This is a genomic window from Flavobacterium hauense (assembly GCF_054457175.1).
The window spans coordinates 71305-84800 of sequence record NZ_JBTKVX010000015.1 but is presented as its reverse complement, the minus strand read 5'-3'; the positions used below and the strand labels follow the sequence as shown (position 1 = coordinate 84800).

Here is a 13496-nt window from a genome sequence, read left to right as displayed (position 1 = left end):
ATGACTTTAGTCTTTCGACTTATGAATTACCTCGAATAATTAGGCGCTTCTTTAGTGATTGTTACGTTGTGAGGGTGGCTTTCAGCGATTCCGCTTGACGTTAAACGTACAAAACGGCTTGTTTCCTGTAGTGTAGGGATGTCTTTAGATCCACAGTAACCCATACCTGCACGAAGACCTCCAACAAACTGAAGCATGCTTTCAAAAAGCTCTCCTTTGTATGGAACACGACCTACGATACCTTCAGGAACGAGTTTTTTCACATCGTCCTCAACATCCTGGAAGTAACGGTCTTTAGAACCTTCTTTCATTGCCTCTACAGAACCCATACCACGGTATGATTTGAATTTTCTTCCTTCGAAGATGATTGTCTCACCCGGAGATTCTTTAGTACCTGCAAGAAGTGAACCAAGCATAACACAGTCGGCACCAGCAGCAAGAGCTTTAGGAATATCACCTGTGTAACGAATACCACCATCTGCAATTACCGGAACACCTGTGCCCTTAAGGGCAGCAGCCACTTCAAGTACCGCAGAGAACTGAGGGAAACCAACACCTGCAACTACACGTGTAGTACAGATAGAACCCGGTCCGATACCAACTTTTACAGCATCGGCACCGTTTTCGGCAAGGTATAGAGCAGCTTCAGGAGTTGCAATGTTACCTACTACCACGTCAAGTTCAGGAAATTTAGCTTTAACCTCTTTAAGAACGGTTACCACACCTTTAGTGTGACCGTGAGCCGTATCGATGATAACAGCATCAACACCTGCAGCTACAAGGGCAGCAGCACGTTCTACAGCATCAGCAGTAACCCCAAGGGCAGCTGCAACGCGAAGGCGTCCGAACTTATCTTTGTTAGCGATAGGCTTCTGTGTAAGTTTTGTTATATCCCTGAAAGTAATAAGCCCAACAAGTTTGTTGTCGCTGTTTACCACAGGTAGTTTTTCGATCTTATTTTTTTGAAGGATGCCTTCGGCAACCTGAAGTGTAGTGCCTTCAGCAGCAGTAACCAGGTTTTCAGAAGTCATAACCTCTGTAATGGCACGTGCATTGTCTTTTTCAAAACGAAGGTCACGGTTGGTAACGATACCTTTAAGGGTTCCGTTTTCATCAACTACAGGAATACCTCCAATGCCGTACTCACGCATGGCGTTTTTAGCATCGCCAACATTTGATGTCAGTGGAAGTGTAACCGGGTCAATGATCATTCCAGACTCAGCTCTTTTTACTTTACGAACCTCAGTTGCCTGCTGTTCGATAGTCATATTTTTATGAAGAACGCCTATACCACCTTCACGGGCCATAGCAATTGCCATTGCACTTTCAGTTACGGTATCCATAGCTGCAGATACAATAGGAACGTTTAGCGTTATGTTTCTTGAGAATTTAGACTGTATGCTAACTTCGCGCGGTAATATTTCAGAGTAGTTGGGAACCAGCAGAACATCATCGTAAGTAAGGCCTTCACCGATGATTTTAGAAGTGTGTGCTTTCATTATGCAATTGTAGTTAAATTGCATGCAAATATACATCTTTTTCTGCGAATGCAAAATATAGAGTGTGATAATATATTTTTATGGATATATAGACATTACTTATCCTATAACTAACCACAATGTTCACAAAGCCTACACCAAGAACACAACGCTTTGTGAACATAGTGCTACCTTAGTGTTCCTTGTGGTTAAAATAAATGAGATTCCTCTTCGTTAAATTTGTAAAGATTGCCACACTCCACTGCGTTTCGTTCGCAATGACAAAGCGGCTCAATGAGCAGCATCAGACCTCAGACTTCAAACAACCATCAACTGACAACCATCAACCAATCAATGAAACTCTCCAAACAGCTTTGTAGCCTCGTTGTAGGCGCTCTCAAAGCTCATTGGCTGCATATTGGTGTCGGCTTTTACCGAAGTAAAATAGGATAGCATACGCTCAGTAGGCATATTACCGGTAAGGTCATCTTTTGCCATTGGGCATCCGCCAAAGCCCTGTATTGCGCCATCAAAACGCTTACAGCCTGCTTTGTAGGCTGCATCTATCTTTTCGAACCATCTGTCAGGAGTGGTATGCAGGTGTGCACCAAACTCGATCTGAGGGTATTTAGGGATAAGGTTAGCAAACAGGTAATCAATAACATCGGGCGTTGAGCTGCCAACAGTATCACTAAGCGAAAGTATCTTTACGCCCATGCCCGCCAGCTTTTCAGTCCACTCGCCTACTATCTCCACATTCCACGGGTCACCATACGGATTCCCGAAGCCCATTGAAAGATAAGCCACCACTTCTTTGTTGGAAGCATCGGCAATGTTCAGTATTTCCTGAAGGGTAACTATCGATTCGGCTATGGTTTTGTGCGTATTTCGCATCTGGAAGTTCTCAGAGATCGAGAACGGATAACCTAAGTATTGAATTTCTTTATGTTCGGATGCTAATTGCGCGCCCTGAGTATTGGCAATGATAGCCAATAGTTTACTTTGCGTATTGGAAAGGTCAAGCCCTGCAAGCACCTCGGCAGTATCTATCATTTGAGGGATAGCCTTTGGTGAAACAAAACTTCCAAAATCTATAGTATCATATCCTATTCGCAACAGCGATTGGATATAGCTTATTTTCCTTTCGGTAGGAATGAATGCCTTAATGCCTTGCATGGCATCACGTGGACATTCGATAATTTTAATCTTTTCCATAAAGGTCAAAGATAATAGATTTGGCGTACTTGCGAAAACGTTTTCTCTTAGAGTTACTGAGGAACTTAGAAACTTAGGTTCTTAGGTTTCTCACTCAGTACCTAAAAACCTAAGACACTCAGTCACTAAGAACTTAAGAGCCTTTTATTTATATCCCTGATCAAAGCCGGGCCTTCATAAATGAATCCTGTATACAGCTGTACAAGGCTTGCGCCTGCCTCCAGCTTTTCAAGGGCATCTTCGGCAGTATGGATTCCTCCTACTCCAATGATTGGGAATGCTTTATTACTTTTCTCTGAAAGAAATCGGATTACCTCAGTTGAACGTTTGGTAAGTGGTTTACCGCTTAGTCCTCCCATTTCATTTTTATCGGCAGACACAAGTCCCTCACGTGAAATGGTAGTATTCGTAGCAATCACACCCGCAATCTTAGTCGTTTTCACGATGTCGATGATATCCAGAAGCTGGTCATCGGTAAGATCCGGTGCAATTTTAAGCAGTATCGGTTTTTGAGCAGGTTTGGCTGCATTCTTATCCTGAAGCGTTTGCAGCAGGTTAGTTAGCGGCTCCTTATCCTGAAGTTCTCTAAGGTTAGGCGTATTTGGCGAACTCACGTTCACTACAAAATAATCTACATAATCATATAGTGCATCATAACAGATCTCGTAATCACTTACAGCATCTTCATTTGGCGTAACCTTGTTCTTACCGATGTTACCACCTATAAGCACATGGCCTTTACCTTTAGGATTCTTCTTAAGGCGTTTTACAGCTTCCTGCACACCGCCGTTATTAAAGCCCATACGATTGATGATAGCACTGTCTTCCTTAAGCCTGAAAGATCTCTTTTTAGGATTTCCTTCCTGTGCTTTTGGCGTAAGCGTACCAATCTCAATAAAACCAAAACCAAGATCAGAGAACTCTTTGAACATTTTCGCATCCTTATCCATACCGGCAGCAAGTCCTACCGGATTTTTGAACTTCAGTCCGAAAACCTCGCGCTCAAGACGTGAATCTTTTACTTCATACATCGCCCTGAAAAGCGAAGGGAAACCCGGAATGCTGTCAAGGAAACGTATTGCTGAAAATGTAAAATGGTGAATTTTCTCCGGATCGTAACGGAAAAGTATTGGCCTTATTAAGGATTTGTACATATCAAATTGTTTGGTAGCGGCAAATTTAAGAATAACCTGCCACATTAAAAATTAAACTGCGAAAGTTATTAAATTTGAACTATAAATATAGAATTATTTATCAGCAAAGACCTTACCGCTCACAAAAGTCTGAACAGGAAGCACGTATCAATTTAGTTGCTGAAATAGCGATGCATCACTAATATTCAATATAAAACTCATATAAAAACACCATAAAATTGCGCAAAATCGTAAATTTGCGCATCATTTTAAAACAAAACTAAAGATGCAGCATATTATAGACCGTTTTATCAGCTATGTTACCATAGATACTGAATCTGACGCGAGTTCTGACACTACACCAAGTACAGCAAAACAATGGGATCTTGCCAATAAGCTTGCCGAAGAGCTTAAAGCTATAGGTATGGAAGATGTAACCATCGACAAACATTCGTATGTTATGGCAACACTTCCTTCTAATGTGGACCACGAAGTACCTGTTATCGGTTTTGTTTCTCACTTTGACACTACTCCTGATTTTACCGGGGCTAACGTAAAGCCGCAAATCGTTCCTAACTATGATGGTGGTGATATCGTGCTGAATAAAGAACTTAACATTGTTCTTTCTCCGTCATATTTTAAGGATATGCTGCAATATAAAGGCCAGACACTTATCACTACAGATGGTACTACCCTTCTTGGTGCCGATGACAAAGCTGGTATTACCGAGATCGTTACCGCTATGGAGTATATGATACAGCACCCGGAGATCAAACACGGAAAAATCCGCGTTTGTTTTACGCCTGACGAAGAAATCGGACGTGGTGCCGACCTGTTTGACGTTGAGAAATTTGGCGCTGAATGGGCTTATACTATGGACGGAAGCCAGATTGGCGAACTTGAATATGAAAACTTTAATGCTGCTGCCGCAAAAATCACTTTTAAAGGTATCAGCGTACACCCGGGCTATGCAAAGGGCAAGATGATCAACTCTATGCTGCTGGCTAATAAATTCATCTCTAACCTGCCTAAAGAAGAAGTTCCTGAAAAGACTAAAGGCTATGAAGGTTTCTTCCACGTTGTTGGACTAAGCGGAAGTATTGAGGAAACAACACTTAATATAATCATCCGTGACCACGACCGCAAAAAATTCGAGAAAAGAAAAAAACTTATCGGTAAGATTGCCGACAAGATAAACAGGAAGTTCGAAAAACAATTTGGCGGCGATGTAGCTATTGCAGAGGTGAAAGACTACTACTACAACATGAAGGAGATGGTTGAACCTGTAATGCACATTGTTGACATTGCAGAGAAAGCCATGAGAGAACTTGGTATCGAACCACTGATAAAGCCTATTCGTGGCGGTACTGACGGTTCAAGACTATCCTATATGGGTCTGCCATGCCCTAACATCTTTGCCGGCGGGCATAACTTTCATGGTAAGTATGAATATGTGCCCGTAGAGAGTATGCAGAGAGCTGTAGAAGTAATCGTTAAGATTGCCGAGCTTACTGCAGAAAAGAAATAAGATCTAAGCTGAACGCAAAATATAAGCATAAAAAATCCCCATCTTGCGACGGGGATTTTCTTTTTATGATAAGCCTTCTGAATTGGGGTTATTTAACCTCTTTTGCAGGTGCATTTAATTTTTGGCTTAATTCGTTAGATATAGCCGAACGCTCCATTTTAAGCTTTCCTGCCATAGTCTCGATAACTATCGAATCAGCTGCAAGCTCAGCCACTCTTCCGTGGATACCGCTTTTAGTGATGATCTTGTCACCAACTTTTAGGTTAGCTTCAAACTCTTTTTCAAGTTTTTGTCTTTTTTGCTGTGGCCTTAGCATTAAAAAATATACTACCACAAACATTAGTATAATCGGTGCAAATTGTCCTATCTGTCCCATATTGAATTAGTGTGCTGCAGGCGTTACACCAATACCTCCCGCAGGAGCATCAATGTTAGCCTTGAATTTAAGAACTTCTGAAGCTTTTTCAGTGTTCATTGTTACTGTAACTGTTTTCTCCTGATTACCGCTTTTTCCTGTTGAGTCAAATATTACTTTGATATCACCTGAAGCTCCCGGTTTGATTGGAGTTTTAGTGAATTCAGGAACTGTACATCCGCAGCTTGGTTTAGCATCGCTAATTACAAGATCTGCAGTACCTTTATTAGTCACTTTAAAAGTGTGCTCCACTTTATCCCCTTGCTTGATATTTCCAAAATCGAATTCCATGCTGTCAAATTCTGACACAGGAAGGTTTCCTGATTGTGCATGTGCAATTTCAGCTTCTTTAGCTGTTTTGTCGTCTATGCGTAATGCTGCATTTTCTTTTTTGCATGCTGTAAGCACTAAAGATGCTACGAAGAACATAGCGGCTGTTTTTTTCAACATAACTTAAAAAATTTATAATTTGTTTTACATTAAACCTCTACCGGTTTTGATTAATTTATTACTGGCCTGGTAATCTTTTACAAGATTATCAAGGATTCCGTTGATAAAAATACTGCTTTTTGGTGTAGAATACTCTTTTGCGATCTCAAGATATTCGTTAATTGTAACCTTTACAGGTATCGAAGGGAATTTTAGGAATTCGCAAATAGCCATTTTAAGGATAATCGCGTCAATCTCGGCAATACGCTCGGTATCCCAGTTTGGTGTCTTATCGATAAATTCTTTGGCTAACTCAACATTATTAAGCACCGTCTTACGGAAAAGGTCTTTTACAAAATCCTTATCATCAAGATCTTTATAAAGCCTTGGTACACGGAACGTTTCTTTATCTTCCTCTGCAGGGGTGATCGTACCCAGTTGTTTAGCTATAAGCGTATTCACTACCGGAATATCATCTACCCATGTAAGCTTGTAGTCTTCAAGGTATTCATACAGCTTTTCGTTTGGAGCTACTACTTCTGTAAAAAGCTCGGCAACAAAATCTCGGTCTTCCTCAAAGCTGTTGGTTTTACTCTCCATGTATTTCTCATATACTTCGCTCTTTTTCACATCGTCAAGAAGCAGGAGAATATAATCATCATTATTTTTCCAGTTGTTTACATTACGGTCAGCCATAGCGATGCTAAGCGCATTGCTCTCTGAAAGAATATGAAGCACCTGGTTGTTGATGAATTTTTTGTTAGGATTGCGTTCTTCGGCAGTCGCAAGGTGTTTTTTTGACGATTTTTCAATAAAATCTTCCTCACTGTTCCTTATCTCTACCAATGCAGAGAGCATGATAAGATACAGGTCACGAATGTTTTCAATACTGTTAAAAAGGAATTTCTCTTCCTTTTCAAGATTGTCTGAATCATTTTGATGCATTGCATATATTGACTGCATCACTTTAACCCGAATATGTCTTCTGTTTAACATCCGCCTATAAGAACTTTAAAATTAAGAGAGCGAAAGAGAATACCTCTTTCGCTCTGCAAAATTAAGAATAATATTTTTGAAAGCTAATTATTTAGCTGTTTCTTTTTTCTTGTCGTCAATACGTTTCTGAGCCATTGCCATAGCAGCCTGCTGCGTAGTAATACCCTGAGTCTCAGCAAGGCTAAAGATCTCAAGTGTAGTGTTATAGATGTTTTCAGTTCTTCTCATTGCCTCAGCTGAGTCGTAACCTACGATTTCTGCATATACATTGATGATACCACCTGCGTTGATAAGGAAGTCAGGAGCATAAAGGATACCTTTTTCCTGAAGTATCTTACCGTGTACAAGCTCATTAGCCAACTGGTTGTTAGCCGCACCAGCGATAACTTTAGCTTTTATTTTATCGATCGTAGCATCGTTTATCGTAGCACCAAGAGCACAAGGAGCATAAATATCTACATCTGCAGCATAAACATCTTCTCCAGTATAGATAGTAGCACCATATTTAGCAGCTACTTCTTCCATTTTTACCTGGTTGATATCAGCTATCTGAACAAGAGCACCTTCTTTAGTAAGGTAATCGATAAGGGTTTCACCTACGTGGCCTGTACCTTGTACCAATACTTTTTTACCTGCAAGCTTATCGCTTCCAAACTGGTGAAGAGCAGCAGCTTTCATACCCATGTAAACACCGTAAGCAGTTACAGGAGATGGATTTCCTGATCCGCCACGCTCTACAGATATACCTGTAACATATGGAGTAACATCACGGATAAGATCCATATCGGCAGTAGTTGAACCTACGTCTTCAGCAGTGATATATTTACCGCTAAGTGTGTGAACAAACTGACCGAACCTTGTGATCATTTCCGGAGTCTTGTCAATTTTAGAATCACCTATGATAACAGCTTTACCACCACCCAGGTTTAATCCTGAAATAGCCGATTTGTAAGTCATACCTCTTGAAAGCCTCAAAACGTCGTTAAGAGCCTCCCATTCGTTAGCATACTTCCACATTCTTGTTCCTCCTAATGCAGGACCTAAAACTGTGTTATGAATACCTATAATTGCTTTTAAACCTGTATCTTTGTCATGGCAAAAAACGATCTGCTCATGGTCATTGAAAGATGCCTGTCCAAAAACAGGGTCCACTTTTGAAAGCTCGTTAGCCTTAATAACTTCTGTTATCATAATAATAATTTTTAAATTTGAAATTTATTCAAAAACAGGAGACAAAATTACACATTATATTAAGATAAGACAAAATAAAAGTCTTTTTTTACGTATTCTCTAATAAATTACGCTTATTTATTTGCTTAAATTACTTCGTTAGATTCAATATTTTAACAAGAAAAATGACAAAAAAATAGCATTTGAAAAAATAACATGAAAGAACTTCAGTATTTAAATAAATATTTTATAAAATATAAATTTCAATTTCTTTTAGGAATCTTCATAACAATAGTAGCACAAATCTTCTCTTTGTTTACTCCTGAACTAATAAAAGATTCTATCAACTCGGTACTTTCGACCGCACAGGACGGAAGCATTCACCCAGAAAAAGTAAAAGGCATGCTTACCAACAACCTTTTGCTGATATTAGCAACAACACTTATAGGAGGTGTACTGACATTTTTTATGCGTCAGACACTTATTGTTATGTCACGCCATGTGGAGTTTGACCTTAAGAATGAGGTATTCCGCCAGTATGAGAACCTATCGCCAAGCTTCTATAAAAAGAACCGTACCGGCGACCTTATGAACCGTATCAGCGAAGACGTTGGCCGCGTACGCCAGTATGTAGGCCCCGCAATCATGTATGCACTCAATACCGTGATAACCTTTGCGGTAATCACAACGCACATGTTTACCATTTCGCCAAAACTTACTTTTTACACCTTATTACCACTACCTATACTTGCTTACTCCATTTTTTGGATAAGCCAGCAGATCAACAAGCGTAGTACTTTATACCAACAGAATCTTTCCAAACTTTCTTCATTCACCCAGGAAATGTTTTCGGGTATACGTATCGTTAAGGCCTATTCACTTGAAAAACAAAAACAGGAAGACTTTAAGGAACTATCCAGAGACAGTGTTGCCAAAAACCTGAGCCTTGCTAAAGTGAACGCCCTGTTTGGCCCATTCATGATCTTAATGATAGGCATCAGCAATCTTGTGGTTATCTATGTAGGCGGTATGATGTATATGAATGGTAATATTGCCGAAATAGGCATTATAGCGCAGTTCGTTATTTATATTAACAGGCTTACCTGGCCGGTAGCTTCATTAGGCTGGATATCGTCAATGGTTCAGGAAGCAGAAGCTTCGCAAAAAAGAATCAACGAATTCCTTAAGATACAACCGGATATCCAAAATAATAACCCGGAACATACACCTGTATTAGGACAGATCGCTTTTGACAATGTGACATTTACTTATGATGACACCAACATCACCGCACTTAAAAACATATCGTTTACAGTAAACAAAGGCGAAACCCTGGCAATACTGGGCAGAACGGGTTCGGGTAAATCAACCATACTATCACTCATCAGCCGATTATATGATGTAGAGAAAGGTAAAATAACCGTTGATAACGAAAATGTAGAAGACCTTAATCTATACGACCTTCGTAACAGCGTAGGTTTTGTACCTCAGGATGCTTTCCTTTTTTCAGACACCATAGGAAACAACATTAAATTCGGTAAAGAAGAAGCCACACACGAAGAAGTAGTGAGCGTTGCAGAAAAGGCAATGGTACACAACAACATCATCGGTTTCAACAAACAATACGAAACCATACTAGGTGAGCGCGGAATTACACTGTCAGGCGGGCAGAAACAACGCGTATCCATCGCAAGGGCAATGATCAAGGATGCTCCTATATTACTGCTTGACGACTGTCTTTCAGCAGTTGACACCGAAACAGAAGAAGCTATCCTGAACAACCTGCTCGAATTTTGCAGGGATAAGACAACCATAATTGTTAGCCACAGGGTATCTTCTGCTAAAAATGCCGACAAAATAATTATCCTGGAAGATGGTGAAATCCTGCAACAAGGAACTCACAATCAGTTAGTAAATCAGCCAGGATATTACAAAGAATTATACTTAAAACAACTTTCTGAAAAAGAAATGCAATAAATTGTTGGTTTGTTTAGATTTTTTTTAGATTTTTGGTTTCGACATAAACCAATATAAAAAGAACCAAGGATTATGAGAGAAAATGACATGCTGGAAAAGGAAGAGATCTTTTCAAAAGTATTGAGGGCAGGGAGAAGGACATATTTCTTTGATGTAAGGGCTACTAAGGCTGATGATTATTATATTACCATTACCGAAAGTAAAAAATTTACAGAAGAAGACGGCTCATTCCACTTTAAGAAGCACAAGATCTATCTTTACAAGGAAGATTTTACCGCTTTCAGAGAAATACTTGACGAAATGACATCTTATGTTCTTAACAACAAAGGTGAGGAAGTAATCTCAGAAAGACACCAAAAAGACTTTAGAAGACTGTTTGGTGAAAAAGGCGAAGAAGCTGAAACTATTACCAGCGAAAGCTTTACCGATGTAAATTTTGACGACATTTAATACCGACCAAACCGTCAAAAAACTATGAAATTATGAAGTCCGGAATCCGTGAGGTTTTTGGACTTTTTTTATAGGACATACTCTCAGCTTCCGTCATTGCGAGGAGGAACGACGAAGCAATCTGAGATTGCCGCGCTTCATTGCATTACGCTCACAATGACAGAACGTTACGCAAACCCATAACACAATAGTCCAGGCATCCCTTACCCTATCCTCAATCCATTCTCCACCTTAAAATCCGGAGCAAGCAGAATAACATCGCCCTCCTGCCCTACAGCACCGAGCACCAGACATTCACTCATAAATTTGCCAATCTGCTTTTTAGGAAAATTTACCACTGCAACGATCTGTCGGTTTATTAAATCATCTTTAGCATAGCGCTTAGTTATCTGCGCTGATGATTTACGAATACCGATTTCCGCACCAAAGTCAATTGTCAGTTGGTATGCCGGTTTTCGTGCTTCAGGAAAATCATTAGCTTCTATAATAGTTCCCACACGCATTTCGGTTTTTTCAAATTCTTCCCAGGATAGCATATTGTTTGGAGTTTAAAATTATCGTACTTTGCTAAGATAATTGTTTCTCACAAAATGGCAAATACCTTATCAAACATGCTGCCTTTGGGCACTACTGCACCCGCTTTCTGGCTTAAGGACACGAATTCCAATCATCATTACACTTTTACACAGCTTAGAGGTGAAAAAGGTACGCTTGTTATGTTCATCTGTAACCATTGCCCTTTTGTGCATCATGCTATGGAAGAGATAATCATGATCGCCAACGATTACCGCGTTCAGGGAATAGGCATTCTTGCTATCAGCAGTAATGATATCGTAAAATACCCGATGGATGGACCGGAGCATATGGCGCAGTTTGCCTTTGATAATAAAATGGACTTCCCTTACCTGTTTGATGAAAATCAGGACGTTGCCAGGGCTTATGATGCAGCATGCACACCTGATTTCTATCTTTTTGATAATCAGGATAAATTAGTATATCGTGGCCAGCTTGACGATTCCCGTCCGGGAAATAACATTCCATTGAGTGGTAGCGATTTGCGTATAGCCATAGACGGAGTACTCTATAACCGCAGCATTCCCGAAAACCAGAAACCAAGCATGGGATGCGGGATTAAATGGAAATAATTTTTTTTACTATTTATCTTTGCTACCTTTACCATGATGAAATCATAAAAACTATGACGTTTAATACAGCACATAACTTAACACTGCCTCCTTTTTCCAAAAGGAACAGTTTTATTATGCTTATTTCACATAGTAAGGCCTTCATTATATAAGCCCCCTGCTTATTATATACACTTCAACAGGGGATTTCACATATCACTTTATTAAAGGATACTGCTACGCCATATCCTCTTTAATCTCAACTATTATAAGCTTTTAGCTTTATTAACAGCACGCCGTATTATCTGGACGCTGTCGTTAATCTTTGTTGCAATAATTTCATTTTTTATTGTAAGCCATTAGTTGCATCCTGCAATCTAATAGCCCACCAGCTATAATAAGTATTGCATTTATGTGCCTTAACAAGACTTTTAAGAGTTTGCTGAAATGTATTTTAAAGAAAAAAACAATCAATAAATAAATTATAAAACTATAAGAATATGAATCCTATACCAACACTTTCCTTTAATGATTATACTACTTTGAGGGAATTAATTAAGAACAATACCAATTCAAAAATTGATAAAGAAGTAAAACAACTTTCAAGAGAGCTCGACAGAGCAGTTGTAAATAAAACAGAACCGATTGATACAGTTGTAAAAATAGGCTCGAACGTGGAGATTGAAGACATTAAAACCGGACAGAGACTAAAGGTAAATATTGTACTTCCTCAGAATTCGAATATTAAAGAAGGTAAAATATCAGTTTTTGCCCCGCTAAGCATAGCCTTAATAGGCTTTAAGATCAATGATAAAGTGGTTTGGGAAATGCCTGCAGGAGTTAAGAATATCAAAATTATTACCGTTTCTAATTAATCTGTTGTTAAATACAACAGATTAATCTTTCTCCATAACAACATCTACAGGCTTATTCATTTTACGTCCAAATTTTACAGCAGCCTGCTGGCTTTCGTTAGAACATAAAACATACATATTATAAGCATATAGCGGCAGGATAAGCGTTTTGAATTTCCCGCCGTTTTCGTTACCGTCAATATCTTCTATTTTTATAGAAAAATTATCAGCAGGGAAAGTATTCGCTACGTTAAGCAGGTAATTATCTTTGGCAAAAGGAAAAAAATAACGTTCTTTCTTAGCTGTTTCACCCGGCTGCAATCTTTGGTTATTATCTCCTATAAGATAGTTGGAAGAAAACACCATCGGCTGATTAGCATTCTTAAAGCTGTAACGGTTACCAATATTAATCAGATCCCTGCCAAGGCTGTCTACAACCGTAATTTTAAGGTTTTTGATATTTTCTTTTTTACCTGATTCATGCACGTCTAAAACGACATAAGAAGTAAAATCATAACCGCAGTGCATGGCATTGCCGCCCGGCAACTGTGCTTTAGCAGTAAAACCTAAAAGAGAAACTATGATAAATAAAGCGTATTTCATAAGTAATTGAATTGCTGCAAAAATAGGATTATACAGCGTTACTTTCAAAAAGTATTCCAATAATTAGTTAACGGTTGACAGTTTAAAGTTTACAGTTCTCGCAAAAAATAAGGCTGCCCTTTCG

14 protein-coding genes are annotated in these 13496 nt (G+C 39.3%); 5 read left to right on the top strand and 9 right to left on the bottom strand.

Annotation, left to right across the window (positions count from 1 at the left end):
- Positions 1-26: 26 nt before the first annotated feature.
- The 3 genes from guaB to ACX0HA_RS12250 form a co-directional block, all read right to left on the bottom strand.
- Positions 27-1499 carry an IMP dehydrogenase gene (gene guaB, locus ACX0HA_RS12260; RefSeq protein ID WP_458845583.1) on the bottom strand — a complete coding sequence of 491 codons (1473 nt, stop codon included), beginning with the start codon at positions 1497-1499 and terminating at the stop codon, positions 27-29.
- Between the two features lie 330 nt (positions 1500-1829).
- Positions 1830-2693 carry a hydroxymethylglutaryl-CoA lyase gene (locus ACX0HA_RS12255; protein WP_458845582.1) on the bottom strand — a complete coding sequence of 288 codons (864 nt, stop codon included), beginning with the start codon at positions 2691-2693 and terminating at the stop codon, positions 1830-1832.
- 125 nt (positions 2694-2818) lie between these two features.
- The gene (locus ACX0HA_RS12250; protein WP_458845581.1) at positions 2819-3847 is read right to left on the bottom strand and encodes a quinone-dependent dihydroorotate dehydrogenase; all 1029 of its coding nucleotides are present in this window, start codon (positions 3845-3847) and stop codon (positions 2819-2821) included.
- A 265-nt stretch (positions 3848-4112) separates the two neighbouring features.
- Between ACX0HA_RS12250 and pepT the strand changes: the two genes are divergently transcribed.
- Entirely contained in the window at positions 4113-5354 is a 1242-nt protein-coding gene (gene pepT / locus ACX0HA_RS12245; RefSeq protein WP_458845580.1) for a peptidase T, read from the top strand.
- An 88-nt stretch (positions 5355-5442) separates the two neighbouring features.
- On the opposite strand, the gene yajC is transcribed toward pepT, so the two are convergent.
- From yajC to ACX0HA_RS12225, 4 genes are all read right to left on the bottom strand, one after another.
- The gene (gene yajC / locus ACX0HA_RS12240) at positions 5443-5730 is read right to left on the bottom strand and encodes a preprotein translocase subunit YajC (protein WP_458845579.1); all 288 of its coding nucleotides are present in this window, start codon (positions 5728-5730) and stop codon (positions 5443-5445) included.
- Between the two features lie 6 nt (positions 5731-5736).
- Positions 5737-6219 (bottom strand): DUF1573 domain-containing protein, encoded by a 483-nt coding sequence (locus tag ACX0HA_RS12235; protein ID WP_458845578.1) that lies wholly within the window; start codon positions 6217-6219, stop codon positions 5737-5739.
- Positions 6220-6243: 24 nt separating this feature from the next.
- A complete protein-coding gene (nusB, locus tag ACX0HA_RS12230) occupies positions 6244-7161 on the bottom strand; it encodes a transcription antitermination factor NusB (protein WP_458845577.1) in 918 nt (305 codons plus the stop codon).
- 120 nt (positions 7162-7281) lie between these two features.
- On the bottom strand, positions 7282-8385 hold the full coding sequence (locus ACX0HA_RS12225; RefSeq protein WP_458845576.1) for a Glu/Leu/Phe/Val dehydrogenase dimerization domain-containing protein: 1104 nt from the start codon (positions 8383-8385) through the stop codon (positions 7282-7284).
- Between the two features lie 195 nt (positions 8386-8580).
- Here ACX0HA_RS12225 and ACX0HA_RS12220 point away from each other — a divergent pair, with 195 nt between their 5' ends.
- Together ACX0HA_RS12220 and ACX0HA_RS12215 are read left to right on the top strand one after the other, a co-directional pair.
- Positions 8581-10341 carry an ABC transporter ATP-binding protein gene (locus tag ACX0HA_RS12220; protein WP_458845575.1) on the top strand — a complete coding sequence of 587 codons (1761 nt, stop codon included), beginning with the start codon at positions 8581-8583 and terminating at the stop codon, positions 10339-10341.
- Positions 10342-10413: 72 nt separating this feature from the next.
- Entirely contained in the window at positions 10414-10791 is a 378-nt protein-coding gene (locus ACX0HA_RS12215; RefSeq protein ID WP_458845574.1) for a PUR family DNA/RNA-binding protein, read from the top strand.
- 203 nt (positions 10792-10994) lie between these two features.
- Here the strand turns inward: ACX0HA_RS12215 and ACX0HA_RS12210 are convergent, their stop codons facing one another.
- Entirely contained in the window at positions 10995-11327 is a 333-nt protein-coding gene (locus tag ACX0HA_RS12210; RefSeq protein ID WP_458845573.1) for a tRNA-binding protein, read from the bottom strand.
- A gap of 54 nt (positions 11328-11381) precedes the next feature.
- On the opposite strand from ACX0HA_RS12210, the gene ACX0HA_RS12205 reads away from it, so the two are divergent.
- Both ACX0HA_RS12205 and ACX0HA_RS12200 read left to right on the top strand, forming a co-directional pair.
- A complete protein-coding gene (locus ACX0HA_RS12205) occupies positions 11382-11936 on the top strand; it encodes a thioredoxin family protein (protein WP_458845572.1) in 555 nt (184 codons plus the stop codon).
- A gap of 479 nt (positions 11937-12415) precedes the next feature.
- On the top strand, positions 12416-12790 hold the full coding sequence (locus ACX0HA_RS12200) for a GreA/GreB family elongation factor (protein ID WP_458845571.1): 375 nt from the start codon (positions 12416-12418) through the stop codon (positions 12788-12790).
- A 21-nt stretch (positions 12791-12811) separates the two neighbouring features.
- Here ACX0HA_RS12200 and ACX0HA_RS12195 read toward each other — a convergent pair whose 3' ends face one another.
- Positions 12812-13372: a hypothetical protein gene (locus ACX0HA_RS12195; protein WP_458845570.1), complete on the bottom strand. Its 561-nt coding sequence runs from the start codon at positions 13370-13372 to the stop codon at positions 12812-12814.
- Between the last annotated feature and the right edge of the window lie 124 nt (positions 13373-13496).